Origin of the sequence: Methanothermobacter sp. EMTCatA1 (assembly GCF_002356395.1) — an archaeon.
Lineage (GTDB): Archaea > Methanobacteriota > Methanobacteria > Methanobacteriales > Methanothermobacteraceae > Methanothermobacter > Methanothermobacter thermautotrophicus.
In genome coordinates this window covers 470066-493258 of record NZ_AP018336.1, presented here as the reverse complement: position 1 = coordinate 493258, position 23193 = coordinate 470066, and the positions used below count along the sequence as shown (strand labels likewise).

20 protein-coding genes and 1 pseudogene are annotated in these 23193 nt (G+C 53.0%); 14 read left to right on the top strand and 7 right to left on the bottom strand.

Going from position 1 to position 23193, the window contains the following annotated elements:
- Positions 1 to 69 precede the first annotated feature (69 nt).
- Genes tca_RS02560 through tca_RS02550 form a run of 3 tightly spaced genes read left to right on the top strand, consistent with a single transcriptional unit; the run spans position 70 to position 2118 of the window.
- Positions 70 to 264: a response regulator gene (locus tag tca_RS02560; RefSeq protein ID WP_010876188.1), complete on the top strand. Its 195-nt coding sequence runs from the start codon at positions 70 to 72 to the stop codon at positions 262 to 264.
- The gene (locus tag tca_RS02555) at positions 215 to 1312 is read left to right on the top strand and encodes a response regulator (RefSeq protein ID WP_286709108.1); all 1098 of its coding nucleotides are present in this window, start codon (positions 215 to 217) and stop codon (positions 1310 to 1312) included. The genes tca_RS02560 and tca_RS02555 overlap by 50 nt, the downstream gene beginning before the upstream one ends.
- Positions 1285 to 2118 carry a glycosyltransferase family 2 protein gene (locus tag tca_RS02550; RefSeq protein WP_269889832.1) on the top strand — a complete coding sequence of 278 codons (834 nt, stop codon included), beginning with the start codon at positions 1285 to 1287 and terminating at the stop codon, positions 2116 to 2118. The genes tca_RS02555 and tca_RS02550 overlap by 28 nt, the downstream gene beginning before the upstream one ends.
- 46 nt (positions 2119 to 2164) lie before the next feature.
- Here tca_RS02550 and tca_RS02545 read toward each other — a convergent pair whose 3' ends face one another.
- Positions 2165 to 3439, bottom strand: a complete 1275-nt coding sequence (locus tca_RS02545) for an amino acid permease (RefSeq protein ID WP_010876185.1) — start codon at positions 3437 to 3439, stop codon at positions 2165 to 2167.
- A gap of 93 nt (positions 3440 to 3532) precedes the next feature.
- The gene (locus tca_RS02540) at positions 3533 to 4846 is read right to left on the bottom strand and encodes a hypothetical protein (protein WP_010876184.1); all 1314 of its coding nucleotides are present in this window, start codon (positions 4844 to 4846) and stop codon (positions 3533 to 3535) included.
- Between tca_RS02540 and tca_RS09230 the strand changes: the two are divergent.
- The 7 genes and pseudogenes from tca_RS09230 to tca_RS02505 all read left to right on the top strand — a co-directional run.
- A pseudogene (locus tca_RS09230) lies at positions 4752 to 5024 on the top strand (hypothetical protein); the annotation flags it as partial. The gene tca_RS02540 and the pseudogene tca_RS09230 overlap by 95 nt on opposite strands.
- A gap of 54 nt (positions 5025 to 5078) precedes the next feature.
- Positions 5079 to 5423 (top strand): heavy metal-binding domain-containing protein, encoded by a 345-nt coding sequence (locus tca_RS02530; RefSeq protein ID WP_269889831.1) that lies wholly within the window; start codon positions 5079 to 5081, stop codon positions 5421 to 5423.
- A gap of 122 nt (positions 5424 to 5545) precedes the next feature.
- Positions 5546 to 6595, top strand: a complete 1050-nt coding sequence (locus tca_RS02525) for a DNA double-strand break repair nuclease NurA (protein ID WP_269889781.1) — start codon at positions 5546 to 5548, stop codon at positions 6593 to 6595.
- The gene (locus tag tca_RS02520) at positions 6595 to 8121 is read left to right on the top strand and encodes an ATP-binding protein (RefSeq protein ID WP_269889780.1); all 1527 of its coding nucleotides are present in this window, start codon (positions 6595 to 6597) and stop codon (positions 8119 to 8121) included. The genes tca_RS02525 and tca_RS02520 overlap by 1 nt, the downstream gene beginning before the upstream one ends.
- An 8-nt stretch (positions 8122 to 8129) precedes the next feature.
- Positions 8130 to 9386, top strand: coding sequence for a DNA repair exonuclease (locus tca_RS02515; RefSeq protein ID WP_269889830.1), 1257 nt, complete (start codon positions 8130 to 8132; stop codon positions 9384 to 9386).
- Positions 9383 to 11896: an AAA family ATPase gene (locus tca_RS02510; protein ID WP_010876179.1), complete on the top strand. Its 2514-nt coding sequence runs from the start codon at positions 9383 to 9385 to the stop codon at positions 11894 to 11896. Before tca_RS02515 ends, tca_RS02510 begins: the two co-directional genes overlap by 4 nt.
- A gap of 432 nt (positions 11897 to 12328) precedes the next feature.
- Positions 12329 to 12907, top strand: a complete 579-nt coding sequence (locus tag tca_RS02505; RefSeq protein WP_286709107.1) for a hypothetical protein — start codon at positions 12329 to 12331, stop codon at positions 12905 to 12907.
- A gap of 227 nt (positions 12908 to 13134) precedes the next feature.
- On the opposite strand, the gene tca_RS02500 is transcribed toward tca_RS02505, so the two are convergent.
- The 5 genes from tca_RS02500 to tca_RS09225 all read right to left on the bottom strand — a co-directional run bounded on the left by tca_RS02500 (position 13135) and on the right by tca_RS09225 (position 17182).
- Complete coding sequence (locus tca_RS02500; RefSeq protein ID WP_010876177.1) at positions 13135 to 13470, bottom strand: hypothetical protein; 336 nt, start codon at positions 13468 to 13470, stop codon at positions 13135 to 13137.
- A 41-nt stretch (positions 13471 to 13511) separates the two neighbouring features.
- Positions 13512 to 14378 (bottom strand): thiamine pyrophosphate-dependent enzyme, encoded by an 867-nt coding sequence (locus tca_RS02495; RefSeq protein ID WP_269889779.1) that lies wholly within the window; start codon positions 14376 to 14378, stop codon positions 13512 to 13514.
- Positions 14375 to 16042, bottom strand: a complete 1668-nt coding sequence (locus tca_RS02490) for a 2-oxoacid:acceptor oxidoreductase subunit alpha (RefSeq protein ID WP_286709106.1) — start codon at positions 16040 to 16042, stop codon at positions 14375 to 14377. The genes tca_RS02495 and tca_RS02490 overlap by 4 nt, the downstream gene beginning before the upstream one ends.
- A gap of 13 nt (positions 16043 to 16055) precedes the next feature.
- Entirely contained in the window at positions 16056 to 16553 is a 498-nt protein-coding gene (msrA, locus tag tca_RS02485) for a peptide-methionine (S)-S-oxide reductase MsrA (protein ID WP_353681343.1), read from the bottom strand.
- A 65-nt stretch (positions 16554 to 16618) separates the two neighbouring features.
- Positions 16619 to 17182 (bottom strand): class III signal peptide-containing protein, encoded by a 564-nt coding sequence (locus tca_RS09225; RefSeq protein ID WP_353681342.1) that lies wholly within the window; start codon positions 17180 to 17182, stop codon positions 16619 to 16621.
- Between the two features lie 48 nt (positions 17183 to 17230).
- Here tca_RS09225 and tca_RS02475 point away from each other — a divergent pair, with 48 nt between their 5' ends.
- The 4 genes from tca_RS02475 (at position 17231) to tca_RS02460 (ending at position 23184) form a co-directional block, all read left to right on the top strand.
- Complete coding sequence (locus tca_RS02475; RefSeq protein WP_286709104.1) at positions 17231 to 17500, top strand: hypothetical protein; 270 nt, start codon at positions 17231 to 17233, stop codon at positions 17498 to 17500.
- Between the two features lie 28 nt (positions 17501 to 17528).
- Positions 17529 to 18743 (top strand): Mur ligase family protein, encoded by a 1215-nt coding sequence (locus tca_RS02470; protein WP_286709103.1) that lies wholly within the window; start codon positions 17529 to 17531, stop codon positions 18741 to 18743.
- 303 nt (positions 18744 to 19046) lie between these two features.
- Positions 19047 to 22037, top strand: a complete 2991-nt coding sequence (locus tag tca_RS02465; protein ID WP_286709102.1) for a Mur ligase family protein — start codon at positions 19047 to 19049, stop codon at positions 22035 to 22037.
- A complete protein-coding gene (locus tag tca_RS02460; protein ID WP_286709101.1) occupies positions 22015 to 23184 on the top strand; it encodes a hypothetical protein in 1170 nt (389 codons plus the stop codon). The genes tca_RS02465 and tca_RS02460 overlap by 23 nt, the downstream gene beginning before the upstream one ends.
- Positions 23185 to 23193 lie beyond the last annotated feature (9 nt).

The window sequence follows — 23193 nt, the reverse complement described above, 5'->3', positions numbered from 1 at the left end:
TGTTTCAGGTTTAAATAGGATGGGGGAATAGTTGATGGAGCATGTTTTAAGTTCCGGGGGTGGCTGGCAGTGACTTCGATTCTTATAGTCGAGGATGAGGCACTCATTGCAGCTGACCTCAGGACACGCCTTGAGAGGATGGGCTATGAGGTGGTTGGAGCTGCCGGTGACGGGAGAGAGGCTCTGAAACTCATAGCTGAGAAGAGGCCAGACCTTGTCCTCATGGATGATGGTACCGGTTGTTTTTCTCACAGCATACTCTGACCCGGAAACCATAGGGAGGGCGCGTAGGGCAGGCGCCTATGGCTACCTCCTCAAACCCTACGATGACCGGAAACTCAGGGCAGCGGTTGAAACGGCCCTCAGGAGGTACCGGGCCGATGTCAGGGACATCCTCAAGGTCCATGAAACTGCAGTGAGGGGACCGGTGCCGGGTGTTTTAATCGTGGAGGACGAGGCCATCATAGCAGCGGATCTCAAGCAGAAACTTGAAAATGCAGGTTTCAGGGTCCTTGGTGTCGAGGATACTGGTGAGGGCGCCATTGCAGCTGCATCGGAGCTTGAACCGGATGTTGTGATAATGGACGTATACATCAGGGGTGAGATGGATGGTATCAAGGCTGCAGAGAGGATACAGGAAAGATACGGGATCCCTGTGATATACCTGACCGCCTACTCGGATGATGCGACCCTATCAAGGATCCTTGAGAGTGAACCCTATGGCTACCTCCTCAAACCCTTAAACACCGAGCAGCTGCAGGCCGAGATCGAGGTTGTTCTTGAAAATCTCAGGACCACAGAGGATTACTCAAGGAGGGTGAGGGAGGTCCTTGTAACCAAGGCCGAGGAGATGAAGATAGAAAAGACAGGAATCTTCTTTGTATCATCAGTTATAACTGCTCTTGCAGTCTATGGCTTCATCACAGGGAGCATGACCTGGCTCATGTACACCCTCTTCATACCGACGGTCTACAGCCTCATGCACCTTGCCTTCAGCTTCGGGGAGCCTGAGAAACCCTCATCATCTGCTATGCCAATGGTGAGTATAATAGTCCCTGCCAATAATGAGGAGAACACCATAGAAGGCTGTGTTGAGACACTGTCAGCCCTGGACTACCATGTAAATGGTGAGAGGAACTATGAGATAATAGTTGTTAATGATGGCTCCACAGACAGGACCGGTGAGATACTGGAGGGGCTCCTCAGGAAGCACCGGCACCTCAAGGCTGTAACAAGGAAAGCCCCCTTCGCCTTCAACGGAAGGGTTATGCCCTCAATGATGGTATCACCCTTGCCGAGGGGGATATTATAGCGGTCTTCGATGCTGATGCAAGGGTTGAACCTGACTTTCTCAGGAAGATGGTGCCCTACCTTGATGGTGAGGATGTTGCAGGGGTGCAGTCCCGTGTGAGGATGTACAATGCAGATGAGAACCTCCTCACAAAGATGCAGGATATTGAATTCGCCCTGTTCGGTAACCTCATCATGAGGTCAAGGATGAAGATGGGTGTACCGGCCTTCCTGGGGGGTAACGGGCAGCTGGTTAAGAGGAGGGCTGTTGAGGAGATCGGTGGCTGGGATGGCTACGCGGTTACAGAGGACCTCAACCTCAGTGTTAAGCTGATGCTAAGGGGCTATGATGTGAAGTTCTCATCCGAAGCAGAGGTCTTCCAGGAGGCGGTGGGTGACTGGCCAGCCTTCTTCAGGCAGAGGACCCGCTGGCTCATAGGGAACCTGGAGACCCTCTTCGTATACCTCGCCCCCCTCATTGACGCTCCCATAACACTCCACAGGAAACTTGACTCCCTGTTCTACCTCTTCTCAATGCTATTCATAGGCTTTGTGATGCTGGGATACGTTGTATTCATCCTTAACCTCGCAGGCTTCACCCTGAGGATGAACGCACCCTTCATAATAGGCATCATATCCACCATAGCATTTTTCCCCCTTGTAATAACAGGTATACGGCGGGACGGGTACAGTCTGCCACGGACGCTGATCCTATCCATTGAATACTGGGCCTACTGCCTCTACCTTCTACCCCTTTTCATCGTTGCAGCGGTCCATATGATCCGGCGCCGGGAGCGGAGGTGGGCCAAGACATTTCACACGGGATAATGATGATTGCTGGTGCTTCGTTAAGTTCCAAAAAATCTGAGGCCCTTCAGCGGCGCAGCCTTTTAAATCCGAATATCAGATAGAGGGGTGCCCCTGAAAGGATCAGGAGGAGTCCCCAGGCAGTGGTGGATGGTGTGGTGTTCATGAGGAGGTAGATGCAGACCAGTACACCCAGAACACTCTTAAGGGGGATGCCTGAACCATCCCTCCTCCTCAGGATGGCCAGTGAGATGCATGTCACAGCGTAGGGGAGGAGCAGGGTAACCACAGAGAGCTCGATGAGGCCCGAAACGGTGCCTGTAAGTGCCGCTAAGAGGGCTGTGAGGTTCTGGACCAGGATGCTCATGTGTGGGGTGCCGAACCTCCTGTGGACCCTGGAGAGGAAGCCCGGGAGGAACCCATCCTCTGACATGGCAAAGAGAAGCCTTGCAGTTGTGAGCATACCTGCCTCCTCTGAACCGGCAATGGAGAACACAGCACCCGCTGTGAGTATGAGGGCCCCGATGCCCCCCATGAGGCTGTAACCGGCCACCGTGAGGGGCGCGGTTGAGGATGCAAGGACCCTCCAGGGTACAAGGCCAAGGATAACAGCGTTGGTGAGGATGTAGAATAGGGTGACAAAGATCATCCCCAGTGTTATGGAGAGGGGTATTGTCCTCTCAGGGTCCCTGACCTCATCCGCGGGGACTGTCACAAGCTCAAAGCCCACATAGGCCCAGAATACCAGGACAGTCACAGTACCCAGGGCCCCGAGGCCCATGGGTGCAGCTGGAGTGTAATTTGATACCAGGAGCCCGGGGTTCAGTGCAAGGTGTATGGCGCCCAGGACCGCGAAGAGGAGCACCGGGGCGACCTTTAGGATTGTGAGGATATCGTTGACCTTACCGGCCCTCCCGACCCCTGCAATGTTTATGATGGTGAGTGAGAGGATGAAGAGGACCTTTATCACGGCCTCAGCAGGGGGGTCAAGGGGGATGAAGTATTCAAGGTAGTAGATGAAGGCAAGGGGGAAAACAGCTATGGCAACCCATGATGAGACCCAGAGGGACCAGCCGGTGATGAAACCCGTGAACCTCCCGAGGGCCTCGCCTGCATAGACGTAGGGGCCCCCTGTCCTGGGGAGCATGGCTGAGGCCTCAGAGAATACAAGGGCGATTATGAGGGCCATGAGTCCGGCGAGCAGCCAGGCGAGTATCGATGCCGGGCCCAGGCTACCGGCGCCATAGGCAGCCACTATGTATATGTCGGCCCCCACGATGGTCCCCACCACCAGGTTCACCGCGTCGAAGAGACCGAGTTCCCTCCTCAGATTGGGTTTCATGGATTTAATAAGTTAGTTGGTTGGATTTAATCTTTCCCTCAATTTAGATGTGATTATTATCTACTCTCTAACTGCTTAGGAATTTGAGATAGTCTATAGAGGATATATAACATCCACCGTCCTGTTTTTTTCATCCCTCACCACAAACTTTCCGTTCTCATCATAGATGTTGATCCTCTGGTGGGTCTCCCTGAAGCCGGGGGGAGGGCCGTAGTGACCGCTGGAGACCCTCCTCCCTGTCATCCAGGCCACCTTATCTGCAATGGAACTGGAGGCCCATACCACCTCATCCGGGCCCGTATGGGTTTCAATGTACTCCTTGAGGGGGTGGTAATGGTTCTCAAAGGGTATAACAGTATCTGACCACCTCATATCCGTGAGTAGCAGCTGCTCCGTGAATACTGTGGCTGATGAGATTATCAGGACCACTGTAACCAGCTTCACAACCCCTGATGAATTTTCAAGCATCCTTGAGCCTGCATAACCCCCCACAACTGCCAGGGGAAGGGCCACGTACTGCAGACCCCGTGATATGTCGTCGAAGAGGAATTCGGCTGCAAGCACCACGACCATGTAGACCAGGAGGGGCCGGAACTCCCTCCTTTCCCTCACAAGGTAGAGGCCAGGGATTCCGAAGTAGAGGAGTACCATGAATACCAGCCAGGTGACGCTGAGGTACCCGCCGGTGGAGGCCTCCTGGGGTGCCCCCCTGAAGCTGAGGAAGTAGGCCCACCAGAGTATCAGTGAGGGCAGAAGTGCAGCAATCACCCTGAGGTTCCTCCTGATGCCATCCGCCATCACAGCCGGCACCACCGTTATGAGGGCTATGAAGTGGGTCCAGAGCGCCAGGGTCCCTGTCACCGCTGCAGACAGCCGGTCCTCCCCCAGGAGGTACACCGTCAGGACCACCAGGACAGGGATGTAGGCTGCGGGCATTATAACAGAGAGGGTGTCTGGGCGGGGGGATGCAAGTACCAGTGCCCCTGCTATCAGCCCCGCCTGCCTACCATACCACCTTGAGGCCACCCAGGATGCCGTGAATACGGTGACAAGTATCTGGGCCATGCACATGATGGAGTGGGCGAACCTCAGACCACCATACATCCAGAGACCTGCAATAACTGCCTGGATGAGCGGAGGGTGGCCCAGGGGTCGCCCCTGAGGGTAATAGACCAGGTAGTCCCAGAACAGCCCCTGGATGGGGTCCATGAGTATCTCCCTCGCCCTCACAAGGTGGAAGTCCAGGTCGCCGTGGGTGGGGAAAAGGTAGTATGGTTTGAGGATGAGGAGAAATGCCACGATTATCACGGGGATGAAGGGCACAATCCCTTCTGGAATTCGCTCCTGGAGACGGTTGATGATCCCCTTTCCCGTGGATGGGACATCATCAGCTCTTCTGGATTCCATGGTAACCTTATTATACAGCTGCAATAAAAATAATTATGGTGTTATTATGGTTACGAGTGAAGAGATGAAGAGGAGACTCGCTGAGAAAAAGGGTATGAGGCCTGGAACGGTGAGATCTGAGCCCGAGAAAGCTGAGAAGTTCTGTCCAAACTGTGGCAAGGAGTATGGAGCTGACTCCAACTTCTGCGACGAGTGCGGTACAAGGCTGGAGGAGCGAAGGGAAAAACCTGCGGTGGTTGAGGAACACGGGGACGTTATATACGTCACAAGCAACTATGTCCCTGGCTACAGGGCCGTTGAAGTCCTTGGATTTGTATATGGACTTACAGTGAGGAGCAGAGGTCTTGGGGGTCAGATAGGAGCCGGTTTAAGGTCAATCGTGGGTGGTGAAATCAAGGAGTACGTCACCATGATGGAGCACTCCAGACAGGAGGCCCTTGAAAGGATGCTGGATCATGCCCGTGAGCTGGGTGCCAATGCGGTTATCAGCGTGAGATTTGATTCAGACTCAATCTCCGATATAATGCAGGAGATCCTGGCCTACGGGACAGCTGTTATAGTTGAACCGGAGGAATGATGCCCCACTAGAGCAGAGACCATGGCAGTGCCCCGACTGAGGCCCTTCACCAGAAAAACCACAAACTATTTATAACATTTATTTTCTATTCAATATTAAACATTCACATGGGGGATTTTTTATTGGATGTTCTTGATAAGATTGCACAGACCCTGGAGGGGATTGTCAGAGCGGATGTGGGAAGACCCTACTTTAAATCATCAGAATACAGGGTCCATGACTTCACCGCAGACGGCTTCATACCCCTTCAGGAGGGAGAGAAGAGACTCATGGCCTTCATAGATGGGGGTAACAGCCCCATAGTGGAGGGACCGGCAATATCAGTCCAGATCAACAGGGTCGCCCTGGGCCTCTTCAGGGGAGAGCAGAGGATCCAGCCAGATATGCCAGCAAGGATCGAGTTCTTCTCGGTCATGAAGTTCCATCCAGAGGATGGGACATACAGGTTCCAGCTTCACCCCCTCAGGGAGGAGTACCGGGAATTCCTTCCAGATGAGGATAACCTCCAGCTGGAGCTTAAAGATGCAGAGCGGGCTGAGGAGTCAGACCTCAAGGGTCTCCCAAGAAAATTTGCGGAGTGGACCATGGCCACAGGAGCCCTCAATGAACTCGATGATGGGGACATCCTTGTCAGGGACGGGTCACTCCGGGCATCATTCGAGAGGGAGAAAGGTTACATCAGGAGACTGGGGGATGAGGCCATGGATATCCACGTGGCTGGACTCTCAAAGACATGCACCCTCTACACAACCACATCAATGTCACTCCTCGCTGCTGTGGGGAGACTCGCCGCAGACTGTAACATGGAGGGTGGCTGGTGCTACCACCCCGTGGCCGTCACCACCGACAGGCTGACCACCATCACTGCAGTTAAACTGAACCCGGCCGGCAGGATATTCAGGATGGACATCCTCGGCGAGTGCGGGAAGGATGAGGCAATGGAGGTCGCATCAACCCTATCCCTCAATGCAAGGGACGCATGCTTCCCTGGCTACCCCTACGGCCTGGTTGATGTGGACATGAGGGCCAGGGTCTCAGGGGATGAGGTGGAGATATACAGGAGGAGACTCCTATCGCAGATCAGGGACCGGAAGGTCCTTGAGGCTATAAGGGATGAGATGAATACCCTCAACTACCATGATGAACTGAACAGGTATGCAGGTGAGGATTGATGGAAACTGCAGGGCAGATAATAGGCGGCGAAACAGCCGCGGTACTTATAAGACAGAAGGCAGGTGAACCAATAGAACTCGGTGACCTGCTGGTTGCAGAGGGCGAGGGCTACACAATACTCCAGGTCAAGGACCTCAGGTACAGCTCCCAGATACCCCAGGGCATGAGGGAGCTGGCCTCGGGATTCAACCTTGAGGGATACGGCAGGGAGGTGGAGCTCCTCGAACCTGAGCTGAGGAACTACATCATTGCAGAGGCCCGCCCCATACTCCATGTGCGGGATGGCCAGCCAATGATACCCAAACGCCTCCCCAGATTCTTCAGGGAGGTGAGGAGGATCCGGGAGGGTGACCTTGACTTCCTGGAGAGGCCCGGCAACCCGGTCTTCCTGGGGAACGTGAGGAGCGGGTCAAAGGTCCTGGATACACCGGTCTACGTCGATGCAGTTGACGCCATAACCCACCACATCCTCATACCTGCAACCACAGGGAGGGGTAAGAGTAACCTTGTGAAGGTGATGCTCTGGAGCCTCGCAGAGATGGACAGGGTGGGCATTCTAGTCCTGGACCCACACGATGAGTACTACGGGAGGAACGAGGCCGGCCTCGGGAGGCACCCCTCAGATAATGTGGTCTACTACTCCCCTGATGCACCTGTGGGCGGGAACACCCTCACCATAAACCTCAGATCACTCCGCCCCGAGCACTTTGAGGGTATAATACCATTCACACAGGCACAGGAACAGGCGATTGCAAGGTACTACAATGAATACGGGGATGGATGGATCCTGAAGATCGTGGAAGGGGAGGAACTCCCCGGTGTACAGCCGGTGACACTCAATGTGCTGCGGAGGATCTTTGACGTCATCCTCGGAGTGCACCTTGATGACGGCAAAATAAAGTCACGTGGAGGAGTCTTCAGGGAGCGTGGTGGTGAGTCAACCATAAAGGACATTGCAGCCAGCCTTGAGGATGGAAAGATCGTTGTGGTGGACACCTCAAGGCTCATGGGAGAGGCTGAGCTCCTGGTGGGCAGTGTCATCTCAGCCGAGATCTTCAGGAGGTACCAGCAGTACAAGGCCACAGGGGAACTCAGACGAAAACCGGTCATAGGGATAGTCATAGAGGAGGCCCCCCGCGTCCTTGGAAAGGAGGTCATTGAGAGGCAGGGAAACAACATCTACAGCACCATAGCCAGGGAGGGGCGTAAATTCAACATAGGCCTCATTGCAATAACCCAGCTCGTCAGCCTGATACCCAGGACGGTCCTTGCCAACATGAACACCAAGATAATCCTGGGAAATGAGATGGCCCAGGAGAGGGCCGAGATAATAGGAAGTGCCTCACAGGACCTTTCAGCTGATAACAGGACAATAGCAAGTCTGGATAAGGGTGAGGCCATAGTGAGCAGCATATTCACAAAGTTCGCAGTCCCTGTGAAGATACCCCTCTTTGAGGAGTTCATTGAATCGGCGGGGCTGGAATCAGAGGATACTGATGATGATATGATTGAGTTTATCGGGTAGGTTTGAGCATGTACAGATTCGCACACCTCTCAGACTGCCACCTGGGGGCCCAGAAACACCCGGACCTCAGGGAACTTGAATTTGAGGCCTTCAGGATGGCCCTGGACGATGCACTTCAGAAGGATGTTGACTTCATGATAATAGCAGGGGACCTCTTCCACTCCAACATCCCCAACATGGAGACTGTCAAGAGGGCCACCCTTGAACTCAGGAGGGTAAGGGAGGCGGGGGTCCCCATATACGTCAACTATGGGAGCCACGACTACAGTCCATCCAGCACATCCATGATAGACATCCTTGAAAGTGCCGGGGTGATAGATAAGGTCGTACGTCCCATCCCTGGTAAGAAGCTTGGACTTGAGTTCACGGTGGATGAGAAGACCGGTGCAAAGATCACAGGACTATCAGGCAGATCAAGGACCCTTGAGGCTGAATACTTCATGAAGCTTGACAGGGAGGCCCTTGAGGCCGAGGACGGATTCAGGATATTCCTATTCCACAGTGCCATAACCCAGTTCAAACCGGTTGACCTTGCAGATATGGAATCGGTGGACCTCAACCTCTTCCCCAGGGGCTTCGAGTACTACGCAGGTGGCCACGTACACCGGAAGGGGTGTTATATTGAGGAGGGCTACGGTCCCATAGTGTACCCGGGGACACTCTTTGGTTCATACGCCGGTGACCTCGAGGAGAACGCCAGGGGCGAGACCAGGGGGTACTACCTGGTCGAATTCACTGATAGGGCCAGGGAACCTGAATTCCGGGAGATAAGGCCCGCTGAATTCGAGTACATTGAATGTGATGTCACAGGTAAGAACTCCCAGGACGCATACCACCAGATAGGGCGGGAGATAGCAGGTCATGATGTTACCGGGAAGGTTGTGATGCTCAAGATCCGTGGTGAGCTGAGCTCAGGAAGGACATCTGACATAGATTCAGCGAGTATAAGGGAAAAACTTGAGTCGATGGGGGCCCGTGTTGTCCAGATAAACAGGTATGGCCTCAGCACCCGTGAGATCCAGAAGGTGAGGGTGGTGGAGAGTGACGTGCCCCGGCTGGAGAGGAGGATCTTCAGGGAGAAACTTGCAGGACTGGACATCAGGAACAGGAGGCTCATGGAGGAGGGGGATTCCATTGCGGTTGAACTCCTCAGAAGACTTGAGAATGAGAAGGCTCCCGGTGAGAACAAAAGCGAATATGAGAAGAGAATCATCGAGGATGCCGGGGATGTCCTGGGTCTTGATCTGGGGGGTGATGGTACTTGATCATCAGATCCCTTGAACTTAAGAACATAAGGAGCTATGAGTCTGGAAGGGTTGAGTTTGATGATGGAGTGACCCTCTTCGAGGGAGATATAGGTTCAGGAAAGACAACCCTGCTCCTTGCAGTGGAATTCGCCCTTTTCGGTCTGGGTGACCAGAGGGGTGACAGCCTCCTGAGGGCCACATCAAATTCAGGTTCAGTCAAACTCACATTCACCGTTGATGGAGAGGAGTACACGGTTTACAGGGAACTCAAAAGGGGATCATCGGGGGTTCAGCAGGGCGAACTCTACATCAGAAAACAGGGGGTGGTGAAGAAACTCTCTGCAAAGGAACTGAAGGCCGAGGTACTTGAGATCCTAGGGTACAGGGAGCCCCTTAATCCAAGGGCCAGGAGCAGGATATACCGTTATGCTGTCTTCACACCACAGGAGCAGATGAAGAGCATAATCGAGGCCCCGAAGAATGACCGGCTTGAAAGGCTCAGGAAGGCCTTTGACCTTGAAAAGTACAGCAGGGCGGCTGATAATGCAAATCTGGTTTCCAGGAGAATAAGGAGAGAATCAGAGAGCCTAGAAGACAGGTCCTATGATCTTGAAGATAAGAAGAGGGAACTTGAAGGACTCCTGGGGGAGAAGGAGAAACTGGAATCAGAGAAGAAGCAGCTTGACAGTGATATTGAAGGAATCGAGGCAGAGATAGCTAAACTGAAATCAGAGATGGAAGTTCTTCAGAGAGAGAAAAACCGGATTGAGAGTGCTGAAAGGGAAATAGAATCGCTTCAAAATGAAATAGAAACCCTCAGATCATCCTCAGAGAGACTCATGGAAAGGAACAGGAGTATAGAGGAGGAATACCGGAGATCCCTTGATGAACTTCAGAAATGCAGTGATATCAGGGAAAAGCTTCAGGAGGAACTGAATTCACTGGGAGAAAGGATCAGTGCCCTTGAGCTGAAAAGGGAATCCCTCATGGATGACTCCCGGAGGTTCAGGGAGGCTTCAATCCAATACAGAAACCTTGTCAGTGAACTTGAAAATCTTATTAAGACAGGAAGGGATTTAGAGGATGAAATATCCGGGCTTGAGGATTATACTGACAGGATAAAATCAAAAATAGAGAGTATGGAGTCCATTGAGGACCCGGGATACACGGAGGATGAAGTTGAAGCCGGGATAAGAAAACTTGAGGTTGAGGTGTCGGATCTCCAGCAGGAACTCGGGGGGATACATGGAAAGATAGAGGACTATGAGTCCATCGGAAGGAGGGGCGTATGTCCAACATGTGACCAGGAGGTTAATCCAGACTACATAAATGATAAACTCAGCAGTGCCCGTGAAAGAAAAGGATCGGTTGAATCAAGGATAGCAGATCTCAGAAATGAAATCATGAATAAGAATGAACTCATGAAGCGCATCGCAGAGTATAAAAGGTCACGGGAGGAACTGAGGTTACTCAGGGAGGACCTTGAAAAACGGATTAAGGAATGCCACAGAAGACGCGAAAGTCTTGATAATATCAGAGAAAGGATCCGGCAGATTGAGGAGGGTAAAGCTGAGAGTGAGAAGCTCATTGAAGAACTGAAGGATGCGGAATCTGACTTCAATAAGGTGGAGCATGAACTGAAATCCCTCCGTGAAATGGAATCAGGATACTCCAGTAAACTTGCAGCAGCATCCGGGAGGATGGATCAGCTCAGGACCAGGATCACTGAACTCAACCCTGAAACCAGCAGGGAATACAGAGATAACCTAAAGAAAATTGATGAAAATGAGAGTAACATCGCTGAAAAGAGAGCTAAAATCAGGGAAAATGAAGAGGCACTCAAAAACAGGGATGAAGTTGAGTCCAGTATACATGATCTAACCCAGAGTATCTGTGAAATGGAAAATCTTCGGGATGAAAAAAGAGACAGAAGGGCTGCAGTTGAAGGAAAAATCGAGGAGAAGCAGAGACAGATTGGTAACCTTGAGTCTGAAATTGCTAAAAAGAGAGAACTCAGGAAACGTGCCCGGGAACTGGGGAACTATGTGACCTGGCTCAATGAATACTTCATCCCTGCAATGGATGACATCGAGACCCACGTGATGGCACAGATAAACCATGAGTTCAATGAGAGATTCCAGAAATGGTTCAGGGTCCTGGTGGATGACCCCGGTAAATCCGTGAGGATCGATGAGGACTTCACACCCATCGTTGAGCAGGACGGCTATGAGCAGAACCTTGAATACCTCAGTGGTGGTGAAAGGACCAGCATAGCCCTTGCATACAGGCTTGCACTGAACATGGTGGTCCAGCGTCTCACCGATGTGAGGTCGGACATACTTATACTGGACGAACCCACCGATGGATTCAGCAAGGAGCAGCTCTACAAGCTCAGGGACATCTTCGATGAACTTGAATCCAGACAGATAATCCTGGTATCCCATGAGGAGGAACTTGAAAACCTTGCAGACCATATCTACAGGGTTGAAAAGTCTGACGGCACATCCATCATAGAAAAGACCGGCTGAGCTTTCAGTACCATTAAAATAATTCTATTTTTAATTTTGAGGATTTAAAACGGGTTTTAAGGTTATTTAAACCATCAGAAGAATTCTAAATTCAAATTTCAAGTATGGCCTTGTTTTTAACCCATTAAACCTTCTGGATCTTCTTTTAACACGAATGGGGCATTTGAATGGCTCTTTATAGCGGATTTGTCTTATGCACTGCTTTTCTATTGGCCAGTGCTTTTTGTCCCAAACCTTAAATGGGATTCCCTAAGGACCCATCTCATTAAATAACGTGTCATGGATTCTCAAAGAGTATTCAGATATTAGAAAAGGATTCTGGTGGCTTTTTTTGATTAAAGAAGCTCAGAGAGCTTTTATTTTATGGAAACATTTATATACCATGATGATGTAACCATTGACTCAGTGTCCTTAGTGACCTTAGGGTTAGTATTGGACATTGGAGGCGATAAAATTACGCGATTCAAAGCAGTCACAGTGCTCTTTGCACTGATGTTCACTGTGGGTTCAGTGCCCATCAGTGAGGCAGTAAATACTGGAACAGAAAACGCAAAAATAGTAACAAAAACTGAAAATATAAAGGCCGAACCTGTAAAGGTTGACGCCGCATACAAGTACAAGAAGTACAAGAAGTACAAGAAGTACAAGAAGTACAAGAAGACCTACAGAAAGAAGGTCAGGGCGACATACCGTACCAGTGTGAAGAAGAGGTACTCAAAGAAGTACTACAAGAAGAAGCGGGTGCGGGCCGCCTACAGAACCAGCACATACCGCTATGATCCTAACATAGGGGACTGCTGGGCCATGAGTGAATATTTATACAGGAAACTCACATCAGCCGGGAAGAAGGTGCGTATAATACAGTACGCCACAAGCATGTCACCACGTCACCGCACTGTACAGGTGTACAGTGGAGGGCGCTGGGTTGACTACAGCTACAGTGGCTACAACAAGATATACCACCCGACCTCAAGGAAGCCCGGCATGTTTGTGGTTAAGTCATCGGCCTGAAAATGGCCACCCTAACCCTAACCTTTTCTTTTTTTTTGAATTCCCATCAGTCAAGCAGGCAACCTTATTGATACCAGGAGTTAATACCAGGAGTTATTATCCTCTGAATATTGTGATCATTTTTATGGACCTGTTATCAGCTGAGGTACCTGAATAATGATGGTTCTGCAGGCCTTGCAGAGGATGCGTAGACAGCTTCAGCCTGATCGTAGCTACTACTTAACGAATTAGATCACATCCAGGGCATCCTCGAGAGCATCCCTTATGCAGTGGGGGTTCCAGCCGACGACCTCGGAACTCACTGCTTCCAGTTCAGGGGGTACATTCTCAAGGCCGTAGGGTCTCACGGTTATTATGGGCTTTGATGATTTACGTGCAAGATCCACAGCACCCAGTATCTCATCCCTCCGGGTGCCCCATAGACCCGCAAGTACTATGACCGCATCGGCATCCTCAGGGGTTGCAGGTCTCCACTCGAGGCCCGACTGTTCGAGCCTCTCCAGAAACACCCTGTAATCCTCAACCTCACCCTCAGTTATGTAGAGCCTGATTTCAGCTGTCACTCTATCACCCTATTAAATAAAATACATCAGTTTGACTGAAGCTACACCATCCTCTTTGATTCAATGAGACGCTTCAGTTTATCAGGGTCATGGCTCCGCCTCCAGAGGGGAGTGGCATCCCCATGGTATACACTGAGATTTTCCTCGAAGGTCCTCTCACCCTCAACTCTGTATATGACACCCAGTGGAAACCTACCCCCACCGTATCCCTCAAGGGATTTCTCAAGGGCCAGCAACCTGTCTGCAGGATCATGATCGGTGTAGTATGTGTGTTCCCGGAACCACTGGAAGGTGTTAACACGGTTGAAGGTCACACAGGGCTGGAATATATCCACGAGGGCATAACCATGATGGCTGATAGCCTCGACCAGTATGTCACGCGTCCTCTCAACATCCCCTGAGAAGGCCCTTGCAACGAAGGTGGCCCCCAGGGCAACCGCCACGGCTAATGGGTTGAATGGTTCCTCAAAGACCCCCTGAACCTGCACAGGAGTCCTGAAGCCGGGCTGACTTGTGGGGGACGCCTGGCCCTTGGTGAGACCGTAGACCATGTTGTCATGAACGATGGTGGTTATGTCCGGGTTCCTCCGGATGTTATGGATGAGGTGGTTTCCGCCCTCACCGTACATGCAGCCGTCACCGCTCACATCGATGACTGTGAGCTGGGGGTTCGTGGCCTTGATGGCCACTGCAGCAGGGAGGGATCTGCCATGAAGTCCATTGAAGTGGTTGCACTTCAGGTACTGGGGGAGCTTCCCTGCCTGGCCTATCCCCGAGACAAGGACAAGCCTCTCAGGGAGTATATCCAGGTCTGCAAGGGCCATCTTGAGGGCCCTCAGGATGGAGAAGTTACCGCATCCTGGACACCATGCAATTTCAACATTCATGTCATAATCCTCTGGCCTCATAGGAGAACCTCCTCGATGAATCCGGCAACCCCCTCAACGCTGAAGGGCATGCCATCGTACCTCCTGAACCTTTCATCGGCCTCAAATCCCTCAAGCTTGAGGAGGTCCGCGAACTGTCCGCGGTAATTGTTCTCAACCACAGCGGTCCTGTCGAATGATTCCAGGAGCTCCAGGGTGTCATGGGGGAGGGGGTAGACCTGGCTGAAGTGCACCATGCTCACATCTGCACCGGATGACTCGATGGCCTCCCGTACCAGCCAGTAGGTGGAACCCCAGCATATCAGTGCAGAGGAGTTATCACCGTACACCTCAGGCTTCAGGGTGTCATCCTTCAGCATCTCAAGGCGCAGGTTCCTCTTCTCAACCATCCTCCTCCTCACATCAAGGTCCTCTGTTATCAGGCCCTCCTCATCGTGCTCATCTGAGTCCACCCGTACCGTCCCGGACCCGTAGCCTGGAATACCCCTGGGTGATATACCATCAGCTGTGAACTCGAATCTCCTGTAACCCTCCCATGTCCGGGTGATATGGTAAGAGGGTTCCTCACCGATCTGGGGTGAGGGTAGGTCGTAGTAGAGGTCTGCCAGGTACTGGTCTGAGAGCAGAAATACAGGTATCTGGTACCTGTCTGCCAGGTTGAAGGCATGGGCCGCGATTTCAGGGGCATCCTCGAGCTTCCCTGGAGCCAGAATTGCCCTGGGGAACTCCCCGGGGCCTGCGTAGAGGGCGAGGTTGAGGTCCTCCTGGGCTGTCCTGGTGGGAAGACCAACAGCCGGTCCCGGCCTCTGGCCTATGTATATAACCACAGGCGTTTCTATCATACCTGCAAGGCCAACGGCCTCCTCCATGAGGGCAAATCCGCTCCCTGAGGTTGCAACAAGGGACCGTGCACCCGCATAGGAGGCCCCCAGGCACATGTTGATGGCTGCGATCTCATCCTCTGCCTGCTCGAATATCATGTCGAATTCAGCGGCGTTCTCTGATATGAATACCTGGAGCGGAGTTGATGGTGTCATGGGGTATGATGACATGAAGCGGCAGCCCCCGGCGATGCACCCTATGCCAACGGCTTCTGTCCCGTTGAGGACAACGTGTTCCCTCACCGATGGCTGGGGCTCAATGCTGATCTCAAGGTGCTCCCTGAGTTCCTCACCGAGTTCATAGCCCTTCCTCCCGGCCCTGAGGTCGGCCTCCAGTATCTCAGGGCCCTTGCGTTCGAATAGTGACCGCACGGCTTCATCGAATGTTTCCTCTCTGACACCGAAGAGGTTTGCGGCTGCACCCGCTGCAACGACATTGGCGAATATCCTGCCCCCCAGCTTCTCTGCCTCCCCCATTATCGGGAGGCTGATGGCGCCCTCCTCATGGAACTCCTCATCTGCAATGACCAGTGTATCCTTCACACGGCCACCCATGTGTTCCACTGCACCGGGGCTCAGTGCAAACAGCACATCCACCCTTTCTATGAAGGCCCGGACCGGTGTGGATGATACCCTTATAAGTGTGGAGTTCTCCCCTCCACGCACACGGGACATGTACTCCTTGCAGGAGAATATGTGGTAGCCGGTGGCCTTGAAGGCCCTTATGAGGAGGGCCTCGACGGTCTGTATGCCCTGCCCTGCCTCACCGCAGAGGACGATTGAAGCATCATCATTGATCTTCACTGGATCACCTCCTTTAGAGTAGTCTCATGAGGTAGCATCTCCTCCGGGGGTTCTTCTCAAGGTACTGCTGGTGGTACTCCTCGGCCTCATAGAAGGTGCCTGCTGGTTCAATGGCTGTAACTATCCTCTCCCTGAACCTTCCAGACTCCTCAAGTCTCCTTCTTGACTCAATGGCAGCCCTTCGCTGCTCATCGCTGTGGTAGAATATGACCGAGCGGTACTGCTCTCCAACATCCGGGCCCTGCCTGTTGAGGGTTGTCGGGTCATGTATGCTCCAGAACACATCAAGCAGGTCGCTGTAACCCACAACATCAGGGTCAAAGGTTACCTCAACCACCTCTGCGTGTCCTGTAAGACCGGTGCAGACATCCTCATATGTGGGGTTCTCAAGGTGGCCCCCCATGTATCCCACCCGGGTTGATACAACACCATCAACCTTCCTGAAGGCGTCCTCGACTCCCCAGAAGCATCCGGCCCCGAAGGTCGCCTTCTCATATCTGCTCAAACACATCACCCCTTAAAGGTTTTCATACTGATTCCACGCGGCATTTAGCCATGGGTTTTCACTTTAGGTGCTCATCCTGACACGTTTCCCCTCACCTTGACCTGGTCGCTGGTGAATTTGAAGGGTGAACCTCCACCTCCGCTTATGGAGAATGACATCAGCACGCTACCGGTGGGGTTCCTGCGGTAATCATAGGGTCCGCTTATAACCCATGAGTAGCTCTGGTTGCCTATTGTCAGCGTCCACCGGCCCCTCTGCCCTATACCCTTGAGGTCATCTGTTCCGCCTTTGGGGTCTCCGACTCCTCCCTCTATGGTGAAGCTCGTACCTCCACTCATCCTTCCAAGGTTGAAGGTACGGCTTGTACCTGGCTGGAGAAGGAAGAACCTGTTACCTGGATCCCCGGATACTATGTGTCTGCTTCCGCCGCCGGTGGTGTTGTTGGCCTCATAGATGAACTTGCTCTTGGATGGACCGATATTTGTTATGGTGAGTTTAACATCAACGGCCTCGTTTCCTGAAAACCTGAAGTAGGAGCTGTATATGTAGAGAGCTGCAACGGCTATCACTATTATGGCCGCAAAAAGGAGAATGTACTCAGCACCACCCTGTCCCCTTAAATCCCTGATTATCATGTAAGATTATATATTGTATGATTATTTATATAAAATTGAGGTGTGACCATGGGACCCGGCGCCGGCACAGAGACTCCAGCAATAGGCATTGATGTTCTGATAACCGTTGCAGCCGTTATAGCGGTCATTGCAGTTATAGTTGTACTGATTGTTTCCATAGGAAGGAAAAGGGGAGCCAGCGAGGATGAAAAGGCTGTGATACCAGAGGTATCCATGAATGAGGATCTAATAGCCCAGCTCAGGGAGGAGTACGGAATCTCCGATGATGAAGAAAATGAAGAGGAGCAGGGATTCTCTGATGAGAAGGATGAGAAATGATCCTTAAAGAGCAGTTAACGGTGAATCAATGAAGGTTGCGGTTCTGGGACTTGGAGCTGAGGGTTTAAAGGCTGTTGAATCCCTCAGGAGGAGGGGACACAGGGTATACGCCAGTGATATAAGGGCGGACATTGATCTGAACCTCGAGGGTGTGGACGTTGACCTGGGCTTCCATGACACCGAAAGGATAGCATCATCCGATGCTGTGGTGGTGAGCCCCTCGATCTTCGGCACGGGGCTCTGGGAGAGCTTCAGTGACAGGCTCCTCTGCAGGGTGCTCAGGGGGCACAGGGACCCTGTCACCGTTGCAGTTACAGGGACCAACGGGAAGACCACGACGGCGTCAATGATAGCACATGTACTGGAGAGTTCAGGCTGGAGGGTCCTTCTCGGTGGAAACGCCGGGGGAGGCTTTGATGGATACACAGAGATAATCCTGAGGGCAGCTGAGGAGGAATTCGATTACATCGTGGTTGAGGTCTGCGACATGACCCTTGAATTCGCATCTGAGTGCTTCGATATTGATCTGGCTGTCGTCACAAACCTCGGCGAGGACCACCTGAACTTCCATGGCTCCATGGAGAACTACAGGGAATCAATGGCCAGCTTCCTGGAGGGCAGGGCTGTGGTGATCTCCGCAGATGAACCCCACCTGGAGGAACTAACATCAGGGGCCAGGAGTGTCATGGAGTACACCCCCTACAGGGGCGAACTCGTCCTGGAGGGGGAGTTCAACAGGCTCAACGCCGGGGCCGCTGCAGAGGCACTGAAATTCCTCGGGGTACCCTCAGACGTCATCTCCAGGCACCTCTCAGTGTTCAGACCGGTGGCTGGCCGTATAAGGTCCTTCAGTGTAAACGATGCACTGGTAGTTGCAGGTAAAACCGATAACCCCCACGCCATGAGGGCACTGCTCAGGGAATCTAATTTTGATGTCATATTCCTCGGCACACCACGAAGATCAGAGGAGTGGCGCCTGGGGATTCTTGATGAAATCGCAGAGTCTCCACCCGAAATCCTGGTACTATTCCCCGGTCTCGATGATACCATTGACATGGCCCTTGAGCACCTGGAGGACAGAGGGATTCCATCAGAGATCCTGACTGTCCATGACCCGGGGGATATCCCTGAAATGGTCAGGGAGTTCTCCAGGGAGTACAGGAGGATACTTGTGGCCGGTAACGGTCAGGATGTGATAATCCGGGTCCAGGAGGAACTTGAGGGTCTTGCATCCTGTCTCTAGATCACCTCTGACTCTCCAGGAGCTCATGGATTACTGAGCCAGATGCCTGACCCGGGATCTGATAGCTATATAGGATGGGAACATATCTTTATAGGTAGAGTGTCTATGGGTGGATACATATCCTCCCGGGTGAGAATCTTTGGGTAGACTGCCTCTGGTAGATATTCCACAGGATGATCAGAGAGGTACACCCACTACCTCGGTCAGGACGGGTGCCATCAGGTGACTCTTATTTACAGATTAATCAGGAAGGAACGCGTGTTTAATAAAAACGTTTATGGGTGCATTTAATTGATCAGGAACATGAAAGTGCTTGTGATTGGAGCTGGAAACGCAGGTAGACCCGCAGCGAGATTGCTCAACCACCTGAACAACAGGGTACTTGTGAACGACGTCAGGGAACTCCATGAACTACCCCTGAAGGCCCAGAAGAGGATAGCTGAGATGGAGGATGAGGGCGTGATGTTCAGGTTCGGGGGTCACAGCATGGAGGACATACTCTGGGCTGACGCTGTTTTCATATCACCCAACATCCCCCAGGACGCACCGGTACGTAAAATGGTAAGGGAAGCAGGGGACCTGGTCCACATAACAACCTCTGATATAGGGAGGACCCTCAACGAACTCATAGGGCTCCCAATGGTCGGAGTTGCGGGAACCGATGGGAAGACCACGACAACCAACATGATAGACCACATCCTCTCCTCACGTTACAGGACAGTATCATTCTCATCACTCCAGGATTCACTGGTGATAGAGGGCCTCGTGGAACTTGTGGTAAATGGGGATATCGACGACAGGGATCTTGCAGTGTTTGAACTCCCCCACGGGACGATAAGGATGGCTGAGGGCCTTGAACTCTCAGCAGGGGTTGTGACAAACCTCACACCGGATCACATGGACGAATTCAGTAACTACGATGAGTACATTGAGAGGAACTTCTCAATAAAGGACCTCATGGCTCCTGGCGGAGTTCTGGCACTATGTGGTGATGACCCGGTCATATCGAGCCTCCTGGACGACCTTGAAGTGCAAAGGGTGGTCTATGGTGTGGGCGAGAGGAGGACCGTTGAATTCATGGGAAGGAGATTCACTGGCTCAGCCAGTATCCATGTCAGGGCCTCCGATATAGAGCTGAGGGGACTTGCAGGATCCACCTTCACCCTCAATGTATCAGAGATAAAGACAGCCATCTGCAGCACCTGCGGAGCCCTCAACTGCAGGGAACATGATGGGGCCGTCTCTGTGGGGCCCCTGAGGGAGAGGATAAACCTCAGGGTCCCGGGCATATTCAACATTGAAAATGCCCTCGCAGCCATAACCGTCGCACTCATACTCGGATTCGACATGGAGGACATTAAGAGGAGTATCGAGGACTTCAGGGGCATAAGGGGCAGATTCGAGTTCATAGACGAGGTTGACGGTGTCAGAGTATACATGGACGCAGCCCATAACCCCGAGAGCATGGAGAAACTCTTCGAGGGCATGGAGTTCCAGGGCAGACTCATAGTGAGCCTCGACAACCCTGACACCCTCACGGTGAGGGACAAGGAAAGGATAGGGAGGGTGCTGGCTGAGAGGGCCGACACCATCATCGTAAGTGCAAAGAACGAGACAACAGGCGTCACAGACATGGAGGCCGCCGATGAGGTGGCGAGGGGCGCCGGCGAGGAGAGGACCATAAAGACTGAGAGCGTATACGACAGCATAAGGAGGGCCCTTGAGATCGCGGAGCCAGGGGACACCATCCTTCACATAGGCCCCGGGGTTGTCAACGCCTACGAAAATGTAAGGTCCGACATCGAGGAGGCCCTGAAATCCATGGAGGACTGTGTGGTCGTCCTTGGGGGTCTGGGGAACGTCGGAAGCCTGATGGCAAGAAACCTCAGGGCCCGGGGCCACAGGGTCGTGGTCTCGGATCTCCGGGAGGACACGCCCCTGGTGGATGTGCTGAGGGAGGAGGGCATACACCTCGACCTAGGCGGACATGACCCTGAGATACTCAGGAGGGCGAGGACGGTGGCCATAACACCTGCCCTTGAGAATAACCGGAAGATCCTTGACCTCATAGGTGGTCTTGACGCCGACGTCATAGGTGTTGAGGACGTACTCAACATGTGCCCTGTGGATAAACCGGTGGTGGGTGTTACAGGGACAAACGGGAAAACAACAACCACTGGCATGCTCAAATCCATAATGAGGGTTGCAGGTATGAGGGTCCCGGAGCACCACCTGAACATCCAGGGAAACACTGAACTTGTACCTGCCCTCCAGGCAAGGCTGCCGGGTGACGTCGCCGTCGTTGAGATAGGTACCTTCGGCAGGAGGGGGGAGATAAGAAGCTCCGCGATGCTCTCAGGTGTCTCGGTGGGTGTTATAACAAACATATCAAGGGACCACCTCTCAGCTGGGCGGAGATTCTCTGACTACATTGAATGCAAGGGTGAAATGGTGGAGGTTGCAGAGGACCTTGTCCTGAATGCAGATGACCCCATTGTAGCCTCCCTTGCAGACGGACTCCCCCGTGAGAGGGTTGTGTTCTATGGCATACAGAGCTCTGAATCCGGTGGCGTGGTGCCTGAGGGCAGGGAGTGCCCCAAGTGCGGGAAGCCCCTCAGGTACACCAGGAGGACCATGGGGCACCTCGGCGACTACCAGTGCATCTGCGGGTACCTGAGACCCCAGCCGGATGTCATGGCCATCGAGGCATCCCCCGGGGGCTTCAAGCTCGTAATCGGTCAGGAGATGAGGGAGGTAAGGCTTGCAACCCCCGGGATATTCAATGTCTACAACGCCCTGGCGGCGGCTGCAACCGCATGGACCATGGGACTGGAAATTGATGACATAGTCCGGGGTCTGGAATCATTCAAAGGCGTCCCAGGGAGGTTCCAGGAACTCTCACAGTCGCCCAGGATAATCCTGGACTACGCCCACAACCCTGCAGGTGTCAGGGCAGTGATGCAGGAGCTCAGGGGAAAGGGCAGACTCATAGTGGTCAACACCGTGGCATCGGAGAGCGGGATCGATGGGGACAGGGAGATTGCAGCGATCCTCAAGGATGCGGATGCGGTCATACCGGCATCCTACGCCGCCAGGAGGGCCTCAGACATCCTTGGAGAGAGAGCGGTCCACATAGAGTCCAGCAGGATGAGAGCCGGTGGAGGCACCCTGGGTGCCAGCAGGGAGCAGGTAGCTGAGGCCGTCAGGAAGGCCCTTGAACTTGCAGGACCTGATGACACGGTGCTCATAATAGGAGAGGGGGGATACAGGTATGCTGAGGAGTCTATCAGGTAAACACGTCATCATTTTAATAATTCTGGTTGCAGCTGCAGCGGTCGGTGGCAGGTACCTTGAGGGAACGGTTGAACCCCAGAACCCTGGGGAGATAGCGGCCCTGCCCCTCGGCAGTACAGTACTTGAGGGTCAGGACGTCATCGATGAGTCCAGGGTGAGGAGCGTGCCCATCATGCTGCACCCTGACTACATCCTTGACGAATTCAACTACCTCAACCCATCAAACCTCCTCCAGGCCGTGCTGACGGGAGCTGTTCATGTCCCCATATCCGAGATGACAGAGGGTGTGGATGCCAGTGGCAGGTCCACTGTCAGCGGTCCGGGGTCCCTCAGGGTGCAGGGGGAGAGGCTCGTGGTGGAGGAGCCCCCCACCTTCCTCTGGGCCTACAAGACACCCTACACCTACGGGGTTAAAAGGAATGATGGTATGGAGATAGTTGAAAATGGAAAAAGGGTCCGTTTTGTACCGGAGGGGAGCATAAGCAACAGCACAGTTCCCCACCGGTACAGATCCATTGAGAGGATAAAGAGATGGTACAGGAGGGCCGATGAGGGTGACAGGATTGCGCTGGACTACCAGCTCTCAAACTTCAGCGACGGAAGGCTCCCTGTACCTCCAGGGATGATAGAGAAACTCTTTGGCAATACTGTGCTTGAGTACATGGAGAACTACCCCTCAGGTTCACCTGTGATGGTCTACACCGATAACAGCAGGAGGTCCCTTGTATCCAGTGCAGTGAGTTACCTTGGATCCTACCCCCAGTACGATGATAAGAGGAGGGCCTTCAATGCGAGGGCCTTCGCCTCAGCATGGAACGGGACCATAATCCCGCCTGGCAGTGAGGCCTCCGGCAAGGAGACCGTGAGATTCACAGCATCAAGGGATCCCGAAGCCCCTGGGGGTTATGCATCCCATGGTTCATGCCCACCTGCAAGGGCCTTGAGGGCCATCGTGACCTCGGCTGGCATGCCCCTCCCGCGGGGTATGACCTGGGAGTTCCATGCGGTCCTCTTCGGCTTCAACCCGGCAACAGGTATAAGGGTCAGGAACACAGGAAAATACCCGGTACTCATAGAGATGTGGACAACAGGTTCAGGTGCCAATACAAGGATATACGCCAGGCTATACAGGCTTGAACCGGCATAGGTGGGTAAT